Source organism: Salinisphaera japonica YTM-1, from assembly GCF_003788585.1.
GTDB lineage: Bacteria > Pseudomonadota > Gammaproteobacteria > Nevskiales > Salinisphaeraceae > Salinisphaera > Salinisphaera japonica.
On record NZ_AYKG01000034.1, the window covers coordinates 108,727 to 132,348 of the forward strand.

The window sequence follows — 23,622 nt, forward strand, 5'->3', positions numbered from 1 at the left end:
GCCTGTATTCATTTGCGGTTATTGGCGTCCATTCGCGGACGATGTTTATCGAACCAGGCGCCAAACCTTCTGCGCGGTAGCTCAAGACAGAAGACAATCCGCAGATGGACGCAGATGACGCCGATGTGGAGTTGGCGTTTCGCTGGGATCATGGCCGAGTGGACGACACGCGGCTGTCGACGCCGCGAGGAAAATAGATGCGGGGCAATGCTTGGAAGCAGGATGCTGTATCCCGCCAATTTCAATATTCAGCGAACGGCCGATCATGCATTCAGCCGTTATGCGCGGCCGACCACCACTCCCATATCTGCGTCATCTGTGTCCATCTGCGGATAACCGTCTGTATTGATTAGCGTGAATCCGGGAATGAACACTCAGCGATATTGATCATCGAGCGCCCAGAGTCGGGCCTGGGTCTCGGCGTCGAGATAGCCGTTGTAGTCGCTCGGTCGGAAATGCATCTGGAACGCCCGCAGCACCCGTTTTGTCTGGGCATCCATCGTGCCGGTGGCGGATATGTCGTAGCCGTAGTGGGCCAGCTTGACTTGGGTCTGGTACAGACTCGGCGGGTTGGTGACAAACCGGCGTTGATATTGCGCCACCAGGTTGGCGTCGGGCCAGGCGCCGACGCCGGCGGCGTGCAGACGCTGCCAGGGAAACAACGGGCCGGGATCGATCTTGCGCCCGGGAGCGATATCGGAATGGCCCACGACGTTGGCCGGGGCGATGTCATAGCGGGCCACGATATCGCGGGCCAGGGCGATGACCGCGTCGATCTGGCCGTCGGCGAAGGGATACCACTGCACCAGGCGGTTGGTATCCACCGGGCCTTGGTTGACGATTTCGATACCGATGGAGGTGTCGTTGATCTGCTCGCGGCCGTTCCAGTGACTCACCCCGGCCTGCCAGGCTCGCTCGGCCTCGGGTACAAGCTGGTAGACCACCGGCTCGCCGCTTTGCCGTGGCGGCTGCGGGGTGACCAGATAGTGCGTGCTCACGTTGGGCCCGGTCAGCACGTTGAAGGCGCGCTGTGTGTCGCCCCCGGTGTAGTGGATCACCAGAAACCGAACCCGATGATTATAGGCCTGTGCGTTGGCACTCTGATCCGCCCAGTAGCCACCGCGCTCTTTCAGCGTGGCCGGCGCGCCACAGCCGGCCAGCGTGGCCAGCGCCAGGAGCGCCGTGACGAGATAGAGGCCGCGTCGGCGGGCGCGTGCAACGTGTGGCGTGGGCTGTGTCATGCAGATCGGGCTCGTCGAGGTTGGGAAACGCTCAGGATTGATCCAGCGTATCCGGTCGTTTGTCGAGATACGTGATTTCGGTCTTGCCGTGCGGTACAGGATGCCCATCTTCGTCCATGGCGACGAAGACCAGCTCGTCGATGGTGAGTATCGACTTGCGCGTGATCATGTTGCGCACCTCGGCTCGCATGGTCAGCGAGGTGCGTCCGAAGCGGGTGGCCACGATGCCAAGCTCGATGATGTCGGACTGACGCGCCGAAGACACGAAATTGATTTCCGAGATGTACTTGGTGACGATACGCGGGTTCTCGAGCTGCACGATGGCATAGATCGCGGCTTCTTCATCGATCCAGCGCAACAGGCTGCCGCCGAACAGCGTGCCGTTGGGGTTGAGATCCTCCGGCGATATCCATTTGCGAGTATGGAAATTCATGACGGGTCCTGTTACTGGGCTACTCAAGATTAAAGCAGCTGTGTGCTGCGTCACAGTCTCATCGACACCGAGGTATTGATTGCGCCAGACAGAGCCCGCCGCCGAGGCCTTGATCGAACACGCCCAGACGCGTGATGCCCATCGGCTAGAACAACGTCTTAAAAAGACGCGTGACGCCGCACAGCGCGAGACCGTCACCGCGGATATTGCTGCAAGTGCCGCCCGAACCGAGTCACGCCTGGCCGCGCGTCCCGATATCGCGCTGGCCGAGGGCCTGCCGGTCACTGAACGGGCCGATGAAATCCGTGAGGCCCTGGAACAACACCAGGTCGTGGTCGTCTGCGGCGAAACCGGCTCTGGCAAGACCACCCAGCTGCCCAAGATCTGCATGCAGGCCGGGCTGGGGGCACGCGGGCGCATCGGCCACACCCAGCCGCGCCGGCTGGCCGCACGCAGCGTGGGCCAGCGGATCGCTGAAGAGACCGGCACGGCCTTCGGTGATCTGGTGGGTTTTCAGACCCGCTTCGACAGCCAGGTCTCCGAGGCCAGCCAGATCAAGCTGATGACCGACGGTATTCTGCTGGCCGAGACGGCGCGTGATCGTTATCTCAACCAGTACGACACGATCATCATCGACGAGGCCCACGAGCGCACGCTCAACGTCGATTTCCTGCTGGGCTATCTCAAGCGTGTGCTGGAGAAACGCGGCGATCTGCGCGTGATCGTGACCTCGGCGACGATTGATCCCGAGCGTTTTGCCGAGTTCTTTGCCGATGCCCCGATCATCAACGTCGAAGGCCGTGGCTATCCGGTGACGGTGCGCTACCGGCCGCCGGAAACCGACGATACGCCGGGCGCGATCGAGGGCGCGGTTCGTGAGCTCTGGCGAGAAGGTCCAGGCGACGTGTTGGTCTTTCTACCCGGTGAGCGTGATATTCGCGACGCCGAACAGCATCTGGCCAAAGCGCTGGCCGGTGGCAAGTGGCCGGCCGAGGTGGTCCCGCTCTATGCCCGGCTGACGCGCGCGGCCCAGAACAGGATCTTTTCGCCGTCCAAGGGTTATCGCGTGGTGTTGGCGACCAACGTGGCCGAAACCTCGCTGACCGTACCGGGTATTCGCTACGTGGTGGATACGGGCCTGGCACGCATCAGCCGGTACTCGACCGCGGCCAAGGTACAACGCCTGCCCATCGAGCCGGTATCGCAGGCCTCGTGCAATCAGCGCGCCGGACGCTGCGGGCGTGTCGCCCCGGGGATCTGTGTTCGGCTGTTCGATGAAGACGATTTTCTCGGTCGGCCGGAATTCACCGACCCGGAGATCCGGCGCACGAATTTGGCCAACGTGCTGCTGACGATGGCCGACCTGAAGCTCGGCGATATCGAGGCCTTTCCGTTCATCGATCCGCCCGAGCGGCGCTATATCAACGACGGCCGCACGCTGCTGACCCAGCTCCAGGCGCTGGACAATAAACGCATCACCAAGCTCGGCCGGCAGCTGGCCCGCCTGCCGCTGGATCCGCGTGTGGGGCGCATGCTGGTGGCCGGTCACCGCTACGGGGTGCCCGTTGCCCTGCGCGTGATCGCCGCGGGGTTGACGATCCAGGACCCGCGCGAGCGCCCGTCAGCCCATCGCCAAGCCGCCGACGAAGCCCACAAGCCGTTCATCGATACGGCGTCCGATTTCATCAGCCTGCTCAAACTCTGGGACGCCTTTGGCGAGGCACGCCACGAGCTGTCCTCGAACAAGCTGCGCCAGTGGTGCAAGACCCGCTTCATCAACTTCATGCGCATGCGCGAATGGGAGGATCTGGTACGCCAGCTCCGGCGCATCGGCCATGACATGGGCCTGGACGGTGACCCGGCGCGTGGACGCCTGGCCGAGGCCGACCCCGTGGCCGTGCACAAAGCACTCTTGCCCGGCCTGCTCGATCATATCGGCCAGCTCGACGCGCCGGCCGATGACGGCAAGGGCGGGGCCAGGTCGCGCAAGAAAAAAGCGGCGGAATATCAGGGCCCCCGTGGGCGCAAGTTTCGTATCTTTCCGGGCTCCGGGCTTTCCAAGCGCCAGCCGCAATGGATCGTGGCCGGCGAGCTGCTGGAAACCAGCGCGCTCTATGCCCATACGGTCGCCGGTGTGGATCCGACATGGATCGAGGAGGCGGCCGCGCATCTGCTCACGCGAGAGCACTACGAGCCGCACTGGGAGAAAAAACGCGGCCAGGTGGCCGCCCGAGAGCGGGTCAAGCTCTTCGGGCTGACCGTGGCCGACGGCCGCAAGGTCGATTTTTCACGTATCGACCCGGTCGCGGCGCGCGCGATATTCGTTCGCGACGGCCTGGTGGCCTTTGCCGTGGCCGATAAGCGGGGGCGCCTGCCGGAGTTTCTGGCCTATAACCAGGCCGTGGTCGAAGAGATCGAGGCGCGTGAGGCCAGGTTTCGACGCCGCGATCTGCTGGTCGACGAGGCGACCCAGGCCGCCTTCTATGAGCTGCGTCTGGATGACTGGGTCACCGATCGCAAGACACTGGATCAGTGGCTGAAGACGAACGAGGCGCGGGCGCTTTACTTCGACGAGGACGAGCTGCTGCGCTCGGCCGGCGTGGAGCTCGAGGAAGCCGCTTATCCCGAGTCCATGACCCTGGGCGATCTGCCGGTCGCACTCGATTATGCCTTCGAGCCGGGCACGGCCGCCGACGGCGTAACGGCGCGGATACCGCTGGCCGCGCTCAACCAGATGTCGGCCGAACGCGCCGAGTGGCTCGTGCCGGGGCTGCTGGAAGAAAAATTCCGCGAATATCTCAAGGCGCTGCCCAAGAAATGGCGCAAGTCGGTGGTGCCGGCGCCCGATTTTGCGCGGGCCGCGGCCGAGCGTGCGGAATTCGGCCAGGGCGAGCCGCGCGAGGCCCTGCGCGAGGCCATCAAGGCGATGACCGGCGTGCTGATTCCGGCCGATGCCTGGGACGACTTCGCACCGAGCGCGCATCTGCGCATGCGGTTTGAAATCATCGACGATGAAGGCAACGCCATCGCCGCCGGGCGCGATATCGACGCGCTACGCGGCGAACTGGCCGAGCGTGCGCACGAGGCCGTGAATACGGCGATGTCGCATGACATGCGTCAGGACGGCCTGACGGATTGGCCCGACGCCGAACTGGCCGAACCGGTCACGATTCGGCATGCCGGGGTATCGATCGAGGCGTATCCGGCGCTGGTCGATCGCGGCACACACGTCGATCTGTGCCTGATGGACGATGCCGAGCAGGCCGGGGCGGCCCATCGTCTGGGCACGCGCCGGCTTGTGCGGCTCAATCTTGGCCGGCCGGGGCGCCTGATCAAGCGTGACCTGCCCGGGCTCAAGAAACACGCGGTGGGCACGCTCGAGGCGCCGCCGGCGACAGCCGGTGTGTCCGCGGACGTGATCGCCGCCCAGCAGGCTGATCCCGAAGGCGCGCTGGTCGCCGAGCTGCTCAACGCGCTGATCGAGGCGCGTATGACGGCACCAATCACCCGCCAGGCGAGCTTCGCACAGACACTGGAAACCATCCGCAGCAACATCATGGCCGATGCGGTGGCCTTGTGGGCCGCGCTCGGCCCGGCGCTGGATCGGCTGGTGATGATCCGCAAACGCTTGTCCAAGAATATTGGCCTCGACTGGATGGCCGCCGTGGAGGACATGCGTGATCAGATCGCGCATCTCGTGCACGTGGGGTTTCTATCCAGTGCGCCGGATCCCGGTGCCCGCGCGGCCGCGCTCGAGCGTTACATGGCCGCCATCGAGGCGCGCCTGGACAAGCTGGCTCGCGACGGCGCGGCCGAGGACAAGCGGCGCATGCAACAGATCGCCCCCTACTGGGGGGGTTACAAGACCGCGGCCGATAAAGCCGCACGGCGCGGCCCGCTCGGCGAGCCGTTGATCACCCTGCGCTGGATGATCGAGGAATACCGTGTGCAGGTGTTTGCTCAGCAACTCGGCACCGATATGAAAGTCTCGAGCAAGCGGCTGGACGAGCAGCTGGCTAGGGCGCGCGGTTAGGCCTGGCTAAAACCAGACCGCGTTACTTGTCAGCTGATAGACGAACAGCGCGATGGCCTCGTGGCGACGGCGCTCGGGCGTCGTGGGCTCATGATTGGGCAGGCTGCAGAACGACACGGGCGCGCAAAGCTCGCGTGCCGTGGCCATGGCACGCGTCATGTGCCAGCTGTCGGTGATCAGCGCCACGCGCTTGGCCCCGGCCTTGCGCAGCAGCGGACAGCTGTAGGCGAGATTATCCGCGGTCGAGGTGGCCCGGCGTTCTATCTTGAAGATGTCGGCAGGCACGTTCAGCTGCCCCTGGGCCGCGCGAGCCAGGCCTTCGGCGCTATCACCGCCGGCGCCCGCGCCGCTGATGAATATCGTGGGCAGGTGCTGATCCCGCCAGGCGGCGACCGCGACCCGTGTTCGCCGCAGTCGTGGTGCCCCCGACAGCACCAGCGCGGCATCGGCCTGCCAGTTCGGCCCGGTAACACAGGGCTGCGGCGTGCGCCCGATCTGCCAGTAGTCGTAACCGGCCAAGACGACCAGGGTGGCACTCATTAGCCCGAGGCCGAGGGCCATCCAGCGCAGTCCGGTTCGAATCGAGGATGCTGGGCTCAAATCAGGCTACAAACGAATAATGTCCGTCCATGATAGCCACATCCTGACCAGGCGGCGGACGAACCGTGCGTACGGCTGTCGCGAGCGCTGCCGGCGGCCTGATTCCTGTACCGATTGTCGAGAATGACATTGCAGCCCGGCAGGTGCTCGGGCGAGAATCGCGTGACACGCTCGGTCCACATCGTTGCCAAACGGCGTGGCCTGACTGGCCTGTCATGCGTGGCGCTGGTGACGAGGCATCTTTTCGTTGGAAGGGGACAAAGCAACATGACGAACGTTTTTCGGTTTTCCACGGTGGCGCTGGTCGTCGCGATGTTCATGGGCCAGGCCGCGCCGGCGCTGGCACAGTCGAACGGCTCCAACGGTGCGGATGACGTCAAGATCACGCACTACAACGACTGGGAAGTGCGCTGCCCGAAATCCGGGCCGGCCCAGGATGATTGCGAGATGACGCAGCTCATCAACGGGCCGGACGGCAACAAGCCGATCATGCGCGTGGTCATGGGTTATCCGCCGCAGATCGATACCGCGGCCATGATCTTCATCCTGCCGCTGGGCACGCGCCTGGCCCCGGGCGTACAGCTCTCGATCGACGGCGATCAGCCGCGGCGTTTCCCGTTCCAGATCTGTCTGGAGCAGGGTTGTCGTGCCGATTTCCCGATCGAGAACGATCTGCTGGCCAAGATGAAGCGCGGCACCAAGGCCAACGTGACGATCGTGGGCCCCAAGGGTGATCAGATTGATCTGGCGATCTCGTTGTCGGGCTTCACCGATGCGAACAGCGCCATCGCGAAATAATTTCGAAACTACTGCCGCTCCGCCACGCGCGGGGCCGGCGGGCGGTTTTCGATAGCGCGCAGCAGGTCGTCGAGTATGGGCCCGACGGCCCGCTCGAACTGTGCCCGTTGCGCGATGACCGTGTCTGCCAAGGGCACGAGATCGACCGGGCGCCGTAGCCGCTGCTCGACGTGCGCCAAGGCACGCGTCATGCCCGAGGCTTGGGTGTAGCCCGTCAGCAGACGCGCGAAACGAGCGTGTGCCGGGGCCTCACGTCCCAGTGCCGCGGTCGGCCATTCCTGCCCCACCTGCATAGACAGTCGCGTGGCAAACGCTTCGAACGGCTCGGCGTTGAACGCACGCCACGTACGCGCCAAGGCGTGGTCTAGCCCGATATCCACCACGATGCCGGCATACCGTCGATGGCGCCCCGCGAACAGCCCGCGAAGCTCGCAATGCAACGGGTGATCGTCGGCGAGACGATCGATGCGTCGATGAATGACGATGCCGTTGGCAACCGTTTGGCCCAGCGATGATGTGGCCGGGTCAATACGGCCCTTGATCTCATCGCCCAACAGTTGGCCGGCCGCGGACGTCTGGCTTTTATAGGCCAGCCACAGATGGGCCAGCCAGTTCATGGCGCGACTATAAGCAAGGGCATCGGTTAGTGCTGGGCGCTGTCGGCAAACTGATCGGCAAGATCACCCAGATCACGGGCGTGCCAATCGTTCATGTCGGGCGGGCTGGCTTGTTTGGGGGCGTTACGACCGAACTCGTCGCGACGCTCGATGTAAGCGGTTTGAAGGCCGTGTGAGCGCGCCGCATCCAGATCGCTCTGATGCGTGGCCACCATGCAGACCTCGGCCGGCGCGCAGCCGAACAGCTCGGCCACGCCAAGATAATTGGCCGGGTGCGGCTTGAAATGACCGAACAGCTCGGCCGATAACACCGTATCCCATTGCAGGCCGGCACGCCGCGCCTGATCGACGAGCAGGCTGACGTTGCCGTTGGATAGCGTGACGCATATGACGTGCTCGCGCAGCCGTGCGATGGCCGGTGGCGCATCGGGCCAGGCTGCCAGGCGATGCCAGACGCGATTGAAATCCGCGCGCTCGTCCTCGGACCAGGCGGTGAGGCCGTATTGGTCGAGTAGCGGCTCCAGCAGCCGTCGATGCAGAGCATCGATGGGCTGCCAGGGCCATTCGCCGCGCGCCACGCGCGCCATGGCCGGCTTGTAGCCGGCCCGCCAATCGCGCGCGAACGCGTCGCCGTCGATGGCCGGTGCGCGTTCAGCCAGTTCGGCGACCACGCTACCGTGCCAGTCGGCAACGGTACCGAAGACGTCGAAGGCCAGAACGCGCGGCAGGCGGCAGCGCTGGATCATGCCTTGAAGAAATCCACTTCGCCGGTTTCGATCGCGTACTCGGCGCCGACAATTTTCAGGCCTTCATTGTTGGCCAGATCATCAAGCACCTTGGAACGCTCGCGCATCAGGCGCATGGATTGCTCCACGTTGGCGCGCACGGCGGTCTCGGCCAGGGCTTTCTCGTCGTTGGCCAGCTCACCGGTCATCAACTCGTGCACGCACGGGCTGATCTCGTTGACCAGTGACTTCAGGTTGTCCGAATGATCGCCGCCCGGGTTCATCAGCTCACCCACGGTGGCACCAACGGCGCCGCACTGGGTATGACCCAGAACCACGACAAGACGCGTCCCCAGGTTCGCGGCCGCGTATTCGATGCTGCCGAGCTGGGTCTGGCCCACGATGTTGCCGGCCACGCGAATGATGAACAGATCGCCCGGCTCGGCGTCGAAAAGCAGCTCGGCCGGAACACGCGCATCCGAACAGCCCACGACGATAGCGTATGGTTTGTGGGTTTCGGTGGGGGCGTGACGGCGCGACTGTTCGCTGTCCTTGTTGGCGACGAAAGCGGCATTGCCTTTCTTCAGGCGATCAAGGGCTTGGTCAGCGGTATCCATGCTGGGTCTCCGTTGGGTGAATCATTGCAAATAGATTGGGCGTCACAGGTCCAGATCGTCCAGACCGGGGTGATCGGCCGGTCGTGGGCCGGCCGGCCATAGAAACAGCCGTTGGCTGGTCGGTATCGCGACATCGTTGATGCTGGCTTCTCGACGGGCCATGCGCCCGTCTGGGGCAAAGCGCCACATCTCGTTGCCATGGGCGCGATACCACTGATCGTCGCTCGTGCGATATTCGTAGGCGAAACGCACCGCGATCCGATCATCGGCAAACGCCCAGAGCGACTTGATCAGACGATAGTCGAGCTCGAGCGCCCATTTGTCGCGCAGAAACGCCACGATATCCTCGCGGCCGTGAAGAAAGTGATCCCGGTTGCGCCAGCGGCTATCGGGCGTATAGGCCAGCGATACGCGGTCGGCGTCACGCGTGTTCCACGCGTCTTCGGCGGCGCGAACCTTGGCCGTGGCTGTCTCGAACGAAAACGGCGGCAGCGGCGGTTTTTCACTCATGGGCAACGTGTGTCTCGGCTATGTATCGAAGATTAGCAAGCCACGCGTTTTCTGGCTCATGCAATCATTTCGCCGGGGTCTGATCCGGCTGTCCCGGGCATGAAAAAGCCGCGATTCACCGAACCGCGGCTCTTGTCATTGGCCGCTAACGCGCATGGCAAACGGCAATGAGATCGATAAACCGGTCAGCCTTGATCACCGCGCGCCCAGCGGTATGACCGGTCGGCCGAAGGTGGCGTTGGTCACTTCGCCAAAGCTGGTATACATCGCCGATCCACCACATACGATGCCCAAATAGCCGCCCAGCATATGCAGCGTGGGCATGCTCGCGGCCGCGCCAATGCCCAGCAAAAAGAACGTCACCCACAGCGTGAGAAACACGAACCAGAGGGCCTTGTTCAACTTGAACGTGGCGATCCACATATAGAACGTGAACACGCCCCAGAGAATAAGCGCGATACCGATCGTCGAGCCCGCCTCGGACAGATCCAGCAGACCGTTGTCGCCCATCAGCAGCATGAGGGCGAACCACCACCAGAATGCCCCGAAGCTCAGGAACGCAACCAGCCCGAAAGTGTTACCGGTCCGGTACTCGAGCAGGCCGGCGATCAGCTGAATCAGCCCGCCGTAGGCCAGTGCCAGCGGGATCACGACCGGCTCGCCGCCGGCCGGCAGCAGGCCGGCGTTGATCAGGCTCAGAAGCACCGTCGTCAATCCGAACCCCACGAGCCCGAGCGGGCCCGGATTGGCAAGCGCCGGGGCCTGTTCTTGTGCGGCCATAGTATCTCCTTTAAGAATATCGTTATCGAAATGCTTGTAATACGCAGGTGACAATATCAACGCTTGGCCCACTGGCTAGCTGTACTTTCGTTGTAGGCGATTAAGTTGCGTGCGTTATAACGTCGCTTTAACGCTACTTGCTGCGTCGTCAACCGCGTGTCGGCCAGTCGTAAAGGATGAAGTCGCTTGGGCCGCCGGTGGTCTATCGGTCATGACCCAGCCTTCCGGCCGTGTTGTAAATCGAGTGTTATCTACACCTGATCGCGTCGAAGTTCGATAGCCTTGACCGAGTGTTGTCGTGAAACGATCCGCAGGGGATAAGGCTATTTCATGAGCTGGCTCGATTATCTGGTCATCGTCGTCTATATCGGCGGGTTTCTATGGCTGGGCCAGCGGCTCAAGGCACATGCCTCGGGCACGCAATATTTCCTGGGCGATCGGTCGTTCGGGTGGTTTGTGCTCAGCCTCTCGGCGGCGGCAACACAGCTGTCGTCGGCCAGTTTCATCTCGGCTCCGGCGTTCGTTGGCGCGAAAGCCGCTGGCGGCCTGGTCTGGTTAACCTACGAATTCGCGGTGCCGCTGGCGATGATCTTTCTGATCGTGGCCTTCTTCCCCACGCTGTACGGCGCTGGCGTGGTCAGTATTTATGCCTTTCTTGAGCAGCGCTTCGCCCGCAGCACGCGGCTGTTGTTGTCGGCGGTGTTCCAGCTGTCGCGTGCCTTTGCCACTAGGGTCTGTTGAGGTTTCATACGAGCCCGCGTTGGCGTCCGCAAATCGTGTCCTGCAAGGCGCGAGTTGCCGCATCGTGGCGTGCCACGATCAAGACTCGCAACGCCGTAGGTCGCGATTTGCGGCCCAACCCTTCGGGACAAGCGCTGCTTTACGGCAATACAGCGTTCTAGCCCACTGGCGCAGAACGACTGCGCGGCGCGGGCTACGCCTCGTCTTGCCGCAAAACAGCGCTTGGCGCGGGCTCGTATGAAACCTCAACAGACCCTGGCGTGATGATGTATGCCGTGGCCCTGATTCTGACCCATGCGGTTGGTTTGTCGTTGACGGCCACGATTCTGATTATTGGTGTGGTCACGCTGGCCTATTGTTATCTCGGCGGGATGAAGGCCGTGGTCTATGGCGATGCGATCCAGATGGGACTGTTGCTGGTGGGCCTGGTCATCTGTCTCGTGGTCGGGCTCGATCGACTCGGCGGCTGGCACGCGTTTACCGCAAACGTCGATCCGGCGCGCCTGGTGGCCGTGGATTACAGCGGCTTCGGGCTCGGCGACGATAACGGTTTCGGGTTCTGGCCGATGCTCATCGGCGGGCTTTTTCTCTATTGTGCTTACTACGGGGCGGATCAGTCGCAGGCACAGCGCCTGCTTTCGGCGCGTGACAGCACCACCGTACGGCGTACGCTGCTGGCCAACGGGCTCATACGTTTCCCGATCACGGCCTGTTACTGCTTGATGGGCCTGGTGCTGGGCACGCTGGCCCAGCAGGGCAGTGGGCCGGTCGCCGAGGCCATCGCCGGTGAGCCGGATCTGTTGGTGCCGATGTTCATTCGCAACGGCCTGCCCGCCGGGCTGACCGGTTTATTGATCGTGGCGATCTTTTCTGCGGCCATGTCGTCGGTGAGCTCGGCGATCAACTCGCTGTCGGCCGCGTCCGTCGAGGATTTCATCGTGGGCGGGCGTGACGTCAGCGACGGCGCCTATATGCGGGCTTCACACGCGGCCACGCTGTTCTGGGGCATCGTCTGCCTTGGCCTGGCGTTCGTCACGGGCCATCTGGCGGCAACGCTGATCGAGGCGATCAACAAGATCGGCTCGGTCTTTTTCGGGCCGCTGTTAGCAACGTTCGTCTCGGCCATTTTATGGCCGCGTATCGATGCCCGCGGGGCCAACGCCGGGCTTGTCGCCGGGGTGGCGGTCAACGTCGCGCTCTGGCTGTTTGTACCCGCGTTGTTCTGGTTCTGGTGGAACGTCACGGGCGCGCTGGCCTGCTGGGCCATTGCCGGTTTGACCAGCCGCGCCGGCCCCCGGGCACACGCCCCGCGTACCGCGGCAACGCTGGATTGGCACTGGCCGTCGGTGACGCTACTCGCCGCTTGGTTCGTGGCGATCGTGGCCTTTGCCAGCGCGTTGCCGCTGATGCTTCGTGGCTAGGCGGCTTGGCTGGTCGGCCTGGCTAGTTTCGCTCGAAGAAACGCACCGTCGGCGGGGCGGCCAACATGGGGCCGGTGGCGTCCTTGAACGGGGCGTAATGGGGCATCTGGGTATGGGTATCGAAGGCTGCGCGATCGGTATAGGCTTCATGAAGCACAACGAGACAGTCGTCATCGGGCGTGGTCAGCACATCAAATTGATGACAGCCCGGTTCATTGGCAAGCGAAGCGCTGGCGTCTTCGTGGGCGTGGCTGAGAAAGGCGGCCTGCTGGCCTTCCTTGAGTCGGAACTCGGCAATAACGATAAAACGGGCGGTTTCACTCATGACGATTCTCGCGAACGGCAATTGAACAACAAGGCCCGGCACGAGCCGGGCATCCATGCATGATGAAGGAGGAAAGCCGTATGCCCAACAATATCCTGCTGCCCCGGATCAACGAGATCGGCGCCGGATCCATCGATCGCGTGGCGGACGTGCTGGCCGCGCTCGGTGTGTCTCGCCCGTTGATCGTGACTGACGCCATGATGGGCGAGTTGGGCTATGTCGATCGTCTGACCCAGCGTCTGCGCCAGGCGGGCATCGCATTCGGCGTGTTTGATGAAACAGTGCCCGAGCCCACCGAAATATCGATCAAGGCCGGCGTGGCGGCGATGCAGGCCGGCGCCGATGACGGCCAGCCCTACGACAGTCTGATCGCTCTGGGTGGCGGCAGCCCGATCGATTCGGCCAAGGCCATCGGCGTGCTCGGCCATTTCGGCGGCGAGATACGCGACTACAAGTTTCCCAATCAGGCCAGCGAGGTCGGCCTGCCGGTCATCGCGATTCCCACGACCGCGGGCACCGGCTCCGAGGCCACGCGGTTCACCATCATCACCGACGATGCCGTCGACGAGAAGATGCTGTGCGTGGGCATTGGCTTCATGCCGACCGCGGCCATTCTCGATTATGAGCTGACGCTAAGCGTGCCGGCCCGTGTAACCGCGGATACCGGCATCGATGCGCTCACCCACGCCATGGAGGCTTACGTCAGCAAGAAGGCCAATCCGTATTCCGACCAACAGGCCTTGGCGGCCATGCGGCTGATCGGCCCGAACCTGCGGCGCGTGTTTCACGAACCGACAGATCGCCGTGCGCGCGAGGCGATGATGCTGGGCTCGTATCTGGCCGGGGTGGCATTTTCCAACGCCTCGGTCGCGCTCGTGCACGGCATGTCGCGCCCGATCGGCGCGGCGTTCCATGTGCCCCACGGCATGTCCAACGCCATGCTCTTGCCCGCAGTGACCGAGTACTCTATCCCAGCCGCGCCGGCGCGTTATGCCGACTGTGCGCGCGCCATCGGTATCGCCAATCCGGCCAATACGGATCTGGCCGCGGTCAATCTGTTAGACAAAGAGCTGCGCGCGTTGAATGCCGAACTCGGTGTGCCGTCACCGGGCGATTTTGGTATCGCCCGCGATGCCTGGACCGCCCAGCTGGCCACGATGGCCGAACAGGCCCTGGCGTCGGGCTCACCGGGCAACAACCCCCGCGTGCCTGACGCCGAGCAGATCGTGGCTCTCTACGAAACCTGCTGGTTCTAGGGCGTGTTGTCATAAGATAAGGCGGCGCACCGGCGGCCAAGCCGCGGCAAGACAAGGCATCGCGCGTGCAGCGTGGTTATTCCACGTAAACGAGCGATAACGCAGGATTGCCGGGGCTTGGCCACCGGCCCATTCGGGTTGCTCGCGCCGGACGCGCCATGCGGCGTTACGGACCTTGACCGTGGCGGGCCACGCTCGGCGGCCCCCGCCTTGCCTGACACGCCCGGCGCGAGCAATGCGACGTCATATCTCATGACGACACGCCCTAATAACCCAACTGTTCGAGACGGGCGTCCACGGCCGTTGGTGTGGGCGCGCCGGTAAAGTCCAGCAGCGCGGTGGGGTCGTTGGTGAAGATGCCATCGACTCCGCGGTTGAGATAGCGCCGGAAATCGACTGCGTCATCCAGCGTATAGACATGCACGAGCAGGCCACGCCGATGTGCACGCTCGATCATCGAATCGTCGGCCAGATCGGCATAGCTATAGACCGGATCGAGATCGTCGCGGGCCGCCGATGGCCCGACGCCGATCGCCCCCTGGTCGCGAGCAAAATCGAGAAACGTATTGTAGGCCTCGGGTGAGGCGGGCCGGCGGCGTGCCTGAAAAGCCGCATCGCTTTCGTCTTCGCGCTGCTGGATCGTCGGGTCAGCCGTGATCGAGCCATCACCGCCCAGAAACAACAGCAGAATCTTCGGCGTATCGGGCATTTCGGCGTGCAGCTGCACGAGGCTGTCTTTCGAGAAGGTCTGCAGAATCACGCGGCCCGGGGAATACCCGACGTCGATGTCACCGTCGAAACCGGTCGGTGCCTGGCGTGCCTGCTTGCCAATCCAGTCGTGTTCACGCAGATAAGCGGCCAGCTCGGCTTCAATACCCGCAAACAGGGCCGGCGATTTGGTCTCCAGATACAGGCCGGGCTGGTTGTCGCCGGCTTCGGCGATCTGGCGCAGCTCGTCGAGCGTCAGGATCTTCAAGCCAGCATAGCTATCGCGGGCACGCTCGGGAAACGCCTCGTTGAACCAGCTGCCGGCGTCCAGACGTTTCAATTCGGCCAGCGTGAAGGTATTGACCGGATCATCAGCACGATCCGGAAACACGGCTTCGATATTGGTCGTGCGGCGCAGGTTGGTGTCGTGGAGCGCGATGAGCGTGCCGTCGCGAGTGCGCTGCAGATCGGCCTCGAGATAATCCGCGCCCTGGTCGCGTGCCAGCAGATAAGCCGGGCGGGTCTCCTCGGGCGCATGCAGAGAGGCGCCACGATGGGCGATCACCGCCGGATAAGGAATCATGTAGCGATCAGCCAGTTGCTCACCGATCGAGGCCGGGCTGTTATCGCCTTCAGTATGCGTATTCACTTGAACATTGCTCGAGTCGGAACAGGCCGCAGCAACGAGACACAGGCCGGCTGCCAGCGCAAAACGCGGCCAGGCGGTTATTGGATACGACATGGACGATCGCGTAGAAAAATACTCGCTCGATCATAACCGTCCATCCGCCGTATCGTGCGCTGCTATTTGAGCTCGCTGTCGAGTTTCAGGACACGATCGCCGTCATCCTGCTCGATGAGATAGGCCGGGTTGTCATCATCGCCGTGGCGCGTGATTTCGCTGCCTTGCAGGGTTTTAGTCACGCTTTCGGTATAGATCTGTACGATCTTGCCGCTGCCTTCACCGCCGCCATAGGGCCTGTTGCCGTTTCGTACGAGCGCCGCGTTGGCGCCCAAAATCTGGCCAGGCAAGGCGCGAGCCGCCGGTCGTGGCGTGCCACGATCAAGGTGAGCAACGCTGCATGGCCAGATTTTGGGCCCAACCCTTCGGGACAAGCGCTGTTTTACGGCAATACAGCGTTCTAGCACGCTAGCGTAGAACGACTGCGCGGCGCGTGCTACGCCTCGTCTTGCCGTAAAACAGCGCTTGGCGCGGACTCGTACGAAACGGCAACAGGCCCTGGTTCCAGCGAGCGGTTTCACCCACCTGTCGTGCCATCGTCAGCTCCTTGTTCGTTGTCAGTGGCCGGCGCGCTTGGCGCATCGGCGGCGCGCGGGGCCATGTGGTGTTGAATACGCCGCGTCAGCGTCGGGTTGTCTTGTGCCTGCGTGGCGATTGCGTTGTAGGTGGTCGGCGTCAGCCCGTGATCGGTCACGGCCTTGACCAGCGCCCGCTCTTCCTTGACCGACAACGGTTCGCGTCGGTCTGCGGGCGCATTGTCGATACGCTGATCCCAAGCCTCGACTGCGGCCAGGACATCGGCCTGTGCCGCAGCGAAGGCCTCGAGCTGCGCATCGGAATAGCCTGGCTCTTCAGTCTGTGCCGACACGCCATGACAGGCGCCAAGCAGGATGAGCGCCAGCCCGATCGCGCCCTGTCGCGGGTGAGACAGGCTAGCCGGCATGGCGCTCGATTCGGCTGACCAATTGATCGGTACTCGTGCCCGGCGAGAACAGTTCGGCGTAGTTGGCCTGCATCCAGGCGCCGAGTTCGGCGCTTTGTGTGTTCTGGGGGCCGGCGTCGGCCATCAGGCGGGCCAGGGCATCGATATGTTCGCCGCCGCCGGCCGCTGCCTCACGCTGCAGGGCCAGGTGCTGGTTTTCCACAAAGGCGCGTGTGCGCGCCGAAGTGGCTTCTTCGGGCTTGCCGGACGAGACATTGGTACTCGAGCGGCTGGATACCGAGACCCCGTGCGAGACCGTGTGCACGGCATCGGCCGTGGTGTTGGTGGTGCTGACCACGGCAGAACAGCCGGTCACGGCCAGCGCAAACAGGCCGAGCGCGCTCGTGGCGGCGCTGCGGTGAATCAGTGCAGAGAATTCGGGCATGAATGATGACTCTTGTTGGGTAAGCGCTCATCAAGCGAAGAGCGATGAACCCGCCGGACACGTGGTACCCGGCGGGCGCAGGTCTTGTGCTCAGGCCGTTTCGTCCATGATCTTGTCCAGCGTGATCGGCAGATCACGAATACGTTTGCCGGTCGCATGGTAGACGGCGTTGGCCACGGCAGCCTGAACACCGGTCAGCCCGATTTCGCCGATCCCGCGGGCCCCCAGCTCGTTCAAGTGATAATCCGGGTGGTTCAACAGGATCACGTCCAGCTCGGGCATGTCGGCGTTGACCGGCACCAGATACTCGGCGTAGTTGTTGTTGACCGGACGCCCCGTGCGCTCGTCGTACTCGGTGGCCTCGAACATCGCAGCACCCAGGCCCATGACAATCGCGCCCTCGACCTGACTCCGCGCGGTGGCGTCGTTCATGATGGCACCTGCATCGATCGAGCTGACCACACGCCGGACCTTGAGCTGGGCGGTGTTTGGGTTCCAGCCGATCTCAACGAAATTCACGCCGAACGAGCCATAGGCATAGCCGTCTTCGGGCGAGCCGTCGGAATGGAAATCGCCGATGGCATGCGCCAGCTTCTGTGGCTCGAGGATATCGGCCGGCGTGGCCTGATCGCCCCGGCCGTTTTTCACCACGCCGGCTTCGAAGAGCAGGTCATCCGTATCGGCACCGGCCATCGGCGCGCCGTCGTTGGCGGCATACTCGACCAGCTTATCGGCCGCAGCCTTACAGGCACCGACGATTGCCGGCAGGATCGAGGCGGTGGCCCAGGAGCCGCCGGAGATCTGGCCGTGGGGAAAGGTCGAGTCACCGATGGCCACGTGGATCCGCCCGATATCGATCCCCAGCGTGTCCGCCGCGGTCTGGGCGATGATCGTGTAGGTGCCGGTGCCGATATCCTGGGTCGCACAGTGCACGGTCGCCGAGCCGTCGGGGCGCAGCGTCACGCGGGCATCGCAGGGATTGCGCATGGCATCCCAGTTACAGGCGGCCACACCCTGGCCGATCAGCCAATCGCCGTCGCGCATCGAACCGACCTGCGGGTTGCGGTCCGCCCAGCCGAAACGCTCGGCGGCGCGGTCATAGCACTCAAGCATATGATTGGACGACCACGGCTTGCCATCGCTGGGATCCGTCGCGGTGAAGTTCTGGCGCCGCAGTTCCAGCGGATCCATGTCCAGGGCGATGGCCAACTCGTCCATGGCGGATTCCAGCGCGAACAGCCCCACGCCGGCACCGGGCGCACGCATGGGGGTGGGCGTGCCGCGGGCGACCTGGGCCGTGGCATGGCTCACGCGTAGTGCATCCGAGGCATACAGGCTGGACGTGGAGCCGCCACAGGCCTCGACGAAGGTGTTGATCGACGACGTGCTGTTGATCGAATCATGGATGATCGAGGTCAGCGTGCCGTCGGTCTTGGCCCCCAGCTGGATATGCTGCGATGTCTCCGGGCGATGGCCGGAGGTTGTGAACATGTTCTGGCGCGGCAGCATGAACTGAACCGGACGACCGAGCTCGCGCGCTACGGCACAGGTGGCCAGCGAATGCGGCCAGAGCCACAGCTTGCCGCCGAAGCCCGAGCCGATATAGTCGGCGTGGACCTCGATCTGGCTCGGATCGAGATCGAAGTTCTTGGCCAGCGTGTTGCGGGCGAAGATCACCCCTTGCGTGGACTCATGCACGATGAGCTTGCCGTTCGCCCAGCGAGCGGTCGTGGCATGCATTTCCATCGGGTTATGGGTTTCGACCGGCGTGGTGTAGGTGGCATCCACCTTGACCTCGGCCGAGTCAAAAGCGCTATCGGCATCGCCGCGCTCGGTGCGGTTGGCCTCGGTAACGCCGCCTTCGAGCCCCTGGGCCAGGTTGGCCGCGGCCGAATCGGCGTCGTAGCTGGCCTTGACGCGATACGCCGCATCACGCGCGTGCTCGAAGGTGTCGGCCACGACCAGGGCCACGAACTGGCCGGCATAGTGGACGACATCATCCTCGAACGGCGTGCGCAGCTCGTCGACCATGTTCTCCTCGGGAAAACTGGCCGGGGAGCGATGCAGGGTCGGGAAGTTGTCGTGGTGAAAGATCTCGATCACGCCGGGCATGCCGTCGGCGATGCTCGTATCGATGGACACGATCCTGCCGCGCGAAATAGTGCTGTACACACCGTAGGCATGCGCCATGCCCTCGGGGTGAAAGTCGGCGGCGTAGCGCGCCCGGCCGGTGAGTTTGTCGAAGCCGTCGACACGTGCAACGGCGCTGCCGATCGTTGTCTGGCTCATATCGAACCTCCGTTGCCGGCACGGGCGGTGGCATCCTTCAATGCCTGGGTGATCGCCTTGCGCGCCAGCGGAATCTTGTAGGCGTTGTGCTTGTAGGGGGTAGCGTCCTGCATCGCGAGGCGAGCGGCCTGGGCGAAGTTCTCTTCGTTGGCCGCAGCACCCACGAGCTGCTCTTCGGCCTGGCTACAGCGCCAGGGTTTGGTGCCCACGCCGCCAAGGGCCAGGCGCACTTCACGGATCACGTCGCCGTCCAGAGCCACGATCGCGGCACAGGAGGCCAGGGCGAACTGATACGACGAGCGATCGCGCAGTTTGACGTATGTCGAACCGGCGTCCTCGATCGGTGCGTCCAGCGTGACGTGGGTGATCAGCTCGTCTTCGGCCAGCTCGTGCTCGATGTGGGGCGTATTGCCCGGCATCTTGTGGAAATCGCCAAAAGCGATCTCACGCGTGCCGTTCGGGCCCTGGACTTCGACGGTCGCGCCGATGGCGGCCATGGCCACACACATATCTGACGGATGCACGGCGATGCAGTGCTCAGAGGTGCCAAGCACCGCGAAGACCTCGCGGTTGACGCCCTCGATGGCTGAACAGCCGGTACCGGGCTCGCGCTTGTTGCAGGGCGAAATACCGTCACGAAAATACGAGCAGCGCACGCGCTGCATCACGTTGCCGGCCGTCGTGGCCCGATTGCGCAGCTGGCGCGACGCACCCTGGAGCAGGGCCTCGGAGAGCACCGTATAATCGCGTTTGACACGGTCGTCGTAGGCCAGTGCGGTATTGCGCACGGTGGCACCGATACGCAGCCGACCGTCATCCGCATCCTCGATATTAGACAGTGCCAAACGGTTGACGTCGACCATGCGCTCGGGCTGCATCACATCGAGTTTGACGAGATCGATGAGCGTGGTGCCGCCGGCCAGATAGGCCGCAGCCTGGCCGGCATGGGCCTGGATCGCGCCGTCGGTATCGGTGGCGCGTTTGTAATCGAATTGTCGCATCGTGTTTGTTCCTACCCGCCGTGCTTGTTGGCCTGGCGCGCGGACTGCACCGCGGCCACGATGTTCTTGTAGGCCCCGCAGCGACAGATATTGCCGCTCATGGCCTCGGCGATATCGTCGTCGGTGGTGCCCACATGCTCGTTGTGCATCAGCTCGGTGGCAGAGACCATCTGGCCCGGCGTGCAGTAACCACACTGAAAGGCATCGTTGTCGAGAAACGCCTGTTGCACGGGCGAGAGCGTCTTGTTGTCGTCAGGGCCGTCGGCCAGGCCTTCGACCGTGGTGATGTCGTCACCGTCGTGAACCACGGCCAGCGACAGGCAGGAATTGACCGCCTCACCGTTGACCAGAACCGTACAGGCCCCGCACTGGCCGTGATCACAGCCTTTCTTGGTGCCGGTCAGATCAAGGCGATTACGCAGCGCATCGAGCAACACCACGTTGGGCGGTACGTCGAGCTGGGTCATTTTGCCGTTGATGCGCAGGCTGATCGCCACATCGACGGGCAGATCGGTCGAGTCCTTCATGATTGGACCTCATCCGTTGGACGTTAGTGTCAATGTCGCGTATTCCGGGTGTGGCGACAAGCCGTTTATTTGCGGATACCACGATTATTCTTGTCGCCCTCGGGGCGCGTGGAACCGGGCGCCCGATGCTGTCGGGCTTATGACGACATGCCTTGAACATGCGAATTGATAGCGGCCAGGGCTTGAGCCTCGCGCTGCGCGGCTGAGCCGCTGATGGTCACGAACGGCAGACGGCGATCACACAGGGCCTGTCTGAAATACGCCTGGACCGACGCGCGCTCTCGGGCATCGCTGAAACAGCGCTGGGGATCATCGGCCCAGGCGATATCGATACCGCACAACAGATAGAGCGTGGGCTGGCGCGCCTGAAGATCAGCGGTCTCGCGTACCCAGTCGCCGCACTGGCCGGGAAACAGCAGGTCGACCCACAGGACATGCGTAAGCAGATCCGTGTCGTGAAGCACATAGCGCTCGGCCCGTTGGGCGGCGGTGGCCCGCGCGGTGGCCATGCGCTCGATCTGGCCGGCCGCGATACGCGTGAGATCGCAGGCGCGGATATCGCCGTTGTTGGCATACCAGAAGTCTCGGACATATTCCGATGACCACGCACAATCCAGGTGGCGTGCCAGGGCCTCGGTCAGTGTGGTCTTGCCCGTGGACTCGCTGCCAAAAACCACGATCGAGGCCGTCATGTGACAAGCCTGCGGGCCCGATCGGCCTGCCAACGCGCAAAGCCGACGAACGACAGCGCCAGATACAGCGTGTAGAGGCCGACGAACCAATACAGCCCGATCGCGGCATAGACGCCGATACCGGCCAGGTTGACCGCGATCCAGCCCAGCCAGGCTTCCAGTTTCTTGTGGGCCTCCAGCCACTGGGCGATCACCCCGAAGCTGGCGATGAACGCATCCCGCCACGGCATGGGATCGCCCAGCTCGACCAGCAGCGCGCCCCAGATGGCCGTGGTCAGCAGGCCGCCCAGGATTAACGTCACGCGATGTCCGCCGGCCAGCGAGCTGACTTCAAGGCGTGCGCGGTGACCGCCCGGATGGGTCCAACACCACCAGCCATAGGCCAGGGCGCCGAAATAGACGGCTTGCAGGGTCATGTCGGCAAACAGATGACTGCGCGCGAAAATGATGCCGGTCAATATCACCTGCACCATGCCGATCGGAAAATTCACGATCCGTTGACGCGTAGCTAGCCAGACAGCAACCAGCCCCAGCAGGGTGGCTGCCTGCTCGATCCATGATGCGCCCAGTAAGCCCTGCCAGATCGTCTCCAGCGTGCTCAAGCCACGGCCTCACGGGTGTCAGGGATCGAAAACAGCCAAAAATCAGACATCAATCGGACATCAACTCAAGCGCATTGAAAGAGAATCGACGAGCGGCGCCGAACGACAAGGACCGACCGTCGATGTGTGTCTCGGGGTAAAGACGGCCAGGCGGGTACGTGTCCGCTTACGCCCGCCCCTTGGGTATCGGTTTCATCACGCCGTCATTTGGCTCGCGTCGCATCTTCACAGGGCCTAGCATAACCACTTCGGCCCCAAAGCCCTGCGATAGAAATGACCCAACATACAGATACGCTCGTTCTCGGTGCCGGCATGGTCGGTGTATCGATCGCCTGCCATCTGGCCATGCGCGGTCGTGCCGTCACGCTGGTGGATCGTCGCGCGCCGGGGCGTGAAACCTCGTTCGGCAACGCCGGGCTGATTCAGCGCGAGGCGGTCGAGCCACATCCGTTTCCGCGCGATCTGGCCAATATCTGGCGCGTATTGCCGAACCAGAGCGTGGATATCCGCTATCGCGCCGGGGCGATGTTGTCCAAGGCCAGTCCGCTCTGGCAGTACTGGCGCTACTCCGCGCCGGAGGCGTTCGCGCGCATCGTGCCCGAATATGCCTCCTTGATCGCCCACTGCACACAAGAGCACGAGGCGATGTTCGTGCCGGCGGGCGCCGAGCACTTGATTCGGCGCGACGGCTGGCTCCAGGTCTTTCGCACCGAGGCCGCATTTGAAGAGTTTCTGGCCAAGGCGCGCGATTTCGAAACCCGGTTCGGCGTGACCCATGCCCGGATCGATCGTGAAGCGCTGCACGCCATGGAACCCGGCCTGGGCGAGGCTGCACTGGGCGCGATCCATTGGACCAATACCTGGTCGGTCACCGATCCGGGCGGGCTGGTACAGGCCTATGCCGATTACTTCGTCGCGCTGGGCGGCACGATCAAGCAGGCCGAGGCCACGGATATCAAACGCGGCGACGGGCACTGGGCGCTGGATACCGATCAAGGCACGTTCAGCGCCGACGAGTTGGTGCTGGCCACCGGGCCCTGGTCGCCCGAATGGCTGAAACGCCTGGACTATGACCTGCCCATGTTCGTCATGCGCGGCTACCACATGCATTACGACGCCGCTGAGGGGGCCGCGTTGAACTACGCGCTGATGGACTCCGAAAAAGGCTATCTGCTGACGCCGAAAAAAGCCGGTCTGCGCCTGACCACCGGTGCCGAGCTCAACACCATCGACGCGCCGCCGAGGCTGGGCCAGCTCGAAGCCGCCGAACGTGAGGCCCGCGACTTCTTCGCGCTGGGGGCACGCCGCGAGGCTACGCCCTGGAAAGGCGCGCGGCCGTGTCTGGCCGACATGAAACCCGTCATCGGGCCGGCCCATGGTAACGACGGCCTCTGGTTTGCTTTCGGCCACGGCCATCAAGGCTTCACGCTGGGCCCGGCCACCGGGCGTCTGATCGGCCAGATGATGGACGGCGAAACCCCGATGGTGGATATGCGCCCGTTTCGTAGCGATCGCTTCTAGCGACCCATAGACGCCCTAGGGCCTGTTGCCGTTTCGTACGAGCGCCGCGTTGGTGCCCAAAATCTGGCCGGGCAAG

The 23,622-nt window shown here is 63.6% G+C and carries 24 protein-coding genes and 1 pseudogene; 6 read left to right on the forward strand and 19 right to left on the reverse strand.

The genetic code is table 11. From position 1 onward, the window contains the following. Positions 1–374: 374 nt before the first annotated feature. Together SAJA_RS10920 and SAJA_RS10925 are read right to left on the reverse strand one after the other, a co-directional pair. Positions 375–1,241 carry an N-acetylmuramoyl-L-alanine amidase gene (locus SAJA_RS10920; protein ID WP_123658703.1) on the reverse strand — a complete coding sequence of 289 codons (867 nt, stop codon included), beginning with the start codon at positions 1,239–1,241 and terminating at the stop codon, positions 375–377. A gap of 31 nt (positions 1,242–1,272) precedes the next feature. Next, the gene (locus SAJA_RS10925) at positions 1,273–1,674 is read right to left on the reverse strand and encodes an acyl-CoA thioesterase (RefSeq protein WP_123658704.1); all 402 of its coding nucleotides are present in this window, start codon (positions 1,672–1,674) and stop codon (positions 1,273–1,275) included. A gap of 79 nt (positions 1,675–1,753) precedes the next feature. Between SAJA_RS10925 and hrpA the strand changes: the two genes are divergently transcribed. Beyond that, complete coding sequence (gene hrpA, locus SAJA_RS10930; RefSeq protein WP_123658705.1) at positions 1,754–5,707, forward strand: ATP-dependent RNA helicase HrpA; 3,954 nt, start codon at positions 1,754–1,756, stop codon at positions 5,705–5,707. Between the two features lie 6 nt (positions 5,708–5,713). Here hrpA and SAJA_RS10935 read toward each other — a convergent pair whose 3' ends face one another. Beyond that, complete coding sequence (locus SAJA_RS10935; protein WP_123658706.1) at positions 5,714–6,307, reverse strand: YdcF family protein; 594 nt, start codon at positions 6,305–6,307, stop codon at positions 5,714–5,716. A 267-nt stretch (positions 6,308–6,574) separates the two neighbouring features. Between SAJA_RS10935 and SAJA_RS10940 the strand changes: the two genes are divergently transcribed. Next, positions 6,575–7,105 (forward strand): invasion associated locus B family protein, encoded by a 531-nt coding sequence (locus tag SAJA_RS10940; protein WP_245963303.1) that lies wholly within the window; start codon positions 6,575–6,577, stop codon positions 7,103–7,105. 8 nt (positions 7,106–7,113) lie between these two features. On the opposite strand, the gene SAJA_RS10945 is transcribed toward SAJA_RS10940, so the two are convergent. The 5 genes from SAJA_RS10945 to SAJA_RS10965 form a co-directional block, all read right to left on the reverse strand. Beyond that, positions 7,114–7,722, reverse strand: a complete 609-nt coding sequence (locus SAJA_RS10945) for an ACP phosphodiesterase (protein ID WP_123658707.1) — start codon at positions 7,720–7,722, stop codon at positions 7,114–7,116. A gap of 26 nt (positions 7,723–7,748) precedes the next feature. After that, a complete protein-coding gene (locus tag SAJA_RS10950; protein WP_123658708.1) occupies positions 7,749–8,468 on the reverse strand; it encodes a haloacid dehalogenase type II in 720 nt (239 codons plus the stop codon). Further along, positions 8,465–9,064 carry a carbonic anhydrase gene (locus SAJA_RS10955; RefSeq protein WP_123658709.1) on the reverse strand — a complete coding sequence of 200 codons (600 nt, stop codon included), beginning with the start codon at positions 9,062–9,064 and terminating at the stop codon, positions 8,465–8,467. Before SAJA_RS10955 ends, SAJA_RS10950 begins: the two co-directional genes overlap by 4 nt. A 42-nt stretch (positions 9,065–9,106) precedes the next feature. Further along, positions 9,107–9,574 carry a nuclear transport factor 2 family protein gene (locus tag SAJA_RS10960; protein ID WP_123658710.1) on the reverse strand — a complete coding sequence of 156 codons (468 nt, stop codon included), beginning with the start codon at positions 9,572–9,574 and terminating at the stop codon, positions 9,107–9,109. 195 nt (positions 9,575–9,769) lie between these two features. Continuing rightward, positions 9,770–10,354 (reverse strand): acetate uptake transporter, encoded by a 585-nt coding sequence (locus SAJA_RS10965; protein ID WP_123658711.1) that lies wholly within the window; start codon positions 10,352–10,354, stop codon positions 9,770–9,772. Positions 10,355–10,684: 330 nt separating this feature from the next. Between SAJA_RS10965 and SAJA_RS10970 the strand changes: the two genes are divergently transcribed. Then, entirely contained in the window at positions 10,685–11,095 is a 411-nt protein-coding gene (locus SAJA_RS10970) for a sodium:solute symporter family transporter (protein ID WP_123658712.1), read from the forward strand. 263 nt (positions 11,096–11,358) lie between these two features. Continuing rightward, positions 11,359–12,516: a sodium:solute symporter family transporter gene (locus tag SAJA_RS10975; RefSeq protein ID WP_123658713.1), complete on the forward strand. Its 1,158-nt coding sequence runs from the start codon at positions 11,359–11,361 to the stop codon at positions 12,514–12,516. Between the two features lie 22 nt (positions 12,517–12,538). Here SAJA_RS10975 and SAJA_RS10980 read toward each other — a convergent pair whose 3' ends face one another. After that, positions 12,539–12,841: a putative quinol monooxygenase gene (locus SAJA_RS10980; protein ID WP_123658714.1), complete on the reverse strand. Its 303-nt coding sequence runs from the start codon at positions 12,839–12,841 to the stop codon at positions 12,539–12,541. 80 nt (positions 12,842–12,921) lie between these two features. Here SAJA_RS10980 and SAJA_RS10985 point away from each other — a divergent pair, with 80 nt between their 5' ends. Next, entirely contained in the window at positions 12,922–14,097 is a 1,176-nt protein-coding gene (locus SAJA_RS10985; RefSeq protein WP_123658715.1) for an iron-containing alcohol dehydrogenase, read from the forward strand. Between the two features lie 265 nt (positions 14,098–14,362). Here SAJA_RS10985 and SAJA_RS10990 read toward each other — a convergent pair whose 3' ends face one another. From SAJA_RS10990 to pnuC, 10 genes and pseudogenes are all read right to left on the reverse strand, one after another. Next, positions 14,363–15,547 carry a glycerophosphodiester phosphodiesterase gene (locus SAJA_RS10990; protein WP_123658716.1) on the reverse strand — a complete coding sequence of 395 codons (1,185 nt, stop codon included), beginning with the start codon at positions 15,545–15,547 and terminating at the stop codon, positions 14,363–14,365. 62 nt (positions 15,548–15,609) lie between these two features. After that, positions 15,610–15,837 (reverse strand): hypervirulence associated TUDOR domain-containing protein, encoded by a 228-nt coding sequence (locus SAJA_RS10995; RefSeq protein ID WP_245963304.1) that lies wholly within the window; start codon positions 15,835–15,837, stop codon positions 15,610–15,612. A 118-nt stretch (positions 15,838–15,955) separates the two neighbouring features. Beyond that, complete coding sequence (locus tag SAJA_RS15495; RefSeq protein ID WP_281272407.1) at positions 15,956–16,084, reverse strand: hypothetical protein; 129 nt, start codon at positions 16,082–16,084, stop codon at positions 15,956–15,958. Further along, on the reverse strand, positions 16,065–16,490 hold the full coding sequence (locus SAJA_RS11000) for a DUF4168 domain-containing protein (RefSeq protein ID WP_123658717.1): 426 nt from the start codon (positions 16,488–16,490) through the stop codon (positions 16,065–16,067). The genes SAJA_RS15495 and SAJA_RS11000 overlap by 20 nt, the downstream gene beginning before the upstream one ends. Continuing rightward, complete coding sequence (locus tag SAJA_RS11005) at positions 16,480–16,914, reverse strand: DUF3015 family protein (RefSeq protein WP_123658718.1); 435 nt, start codon at positions 16,912–16,914, stop codon at positions 16,480–16,482. Before SAJA_RS11005 ends, SAJA_RS11000 begins: the two co-directional genes overlap by 11 nt. 90 nt (positions 16,915–17,004) lie before the next feature. Then, complete coding sequence (locus SAJA_RS11010; RefSeq protein WP_123658719.1) at positions 17,005–19,203, reverse strand: xanthine dehydrogenase family protein molybdopterin-binding subunit; 2,199 nt, start codon at positions 19,201–19,203, stop codon at positions 17,005–17,007. Next, positions 19,200–20,204: an FAD binding domain-containing protein gene (locus SAJA_RS11015; protein WP_123658720.1), complete on the reverse strand. Its 1,005-nt coding sequence runs from the start codon at positions 20,202–20,204 to the stop codon at positions 19,200–19,202. The genes SAJA_RS11010 and SAJA_RS11015 overlap by 4 nt, the downstream gene beginning before the upstream one ends. A gap of 11 nt (positions 20,205–20,215) precedes the next feature. Continuing rightward, positions 20,216–20,737 (reverse strand): annotated as a pseudogene (locus tag SAJA_RS11020) ((2Fe-2S)-binding protein); the annotation flags it as partial. Positions 20,738–20,868: 131 nt separating this feature from the next. Then, positions 20,869–21,423, reverse strand: a complete 555-nt coding sequence (locus tag SAJA_RS11025; RefSeq protein WP_123658722.1) for an AAA family ATPase — start codon at positions 21,421–21,423, stop codon at positions 20,869–20,871. After that, positions 21,420–22,025, reverse strand: coding sequence for a nicotinamide riboside transporter PnuC (gene pnuC / locus SAJA_RS11030; RefSeq protein WP_123658723.1), 606 nt, complete (start codon positions 22,023–22,025; stop codon positions 21,420–21,422). Before pnuC ends, SAJA_RS11025 begins: the two co-directional genes overlap by 4 nt. A 273-nt stretch (positions 22,026–22,298) precedes the next feature. Between pnuC and SAJA_RS11035 the strand changes: the two genes are divergently transcribed. Continuing rightward, positions 22,299–23,546, forward strand: a complete 1,248-nt coding sequence (locus SAJA_RS11035) for an NAD(P)/FAD-dependent oxidoreductase (protein ID WP_123658724.1) — start codon at positions 22,299–22,301, stop codon at positions 23,544–23,546. Positions 23,547–23,622: the final 76 nt, after the last annotated feature.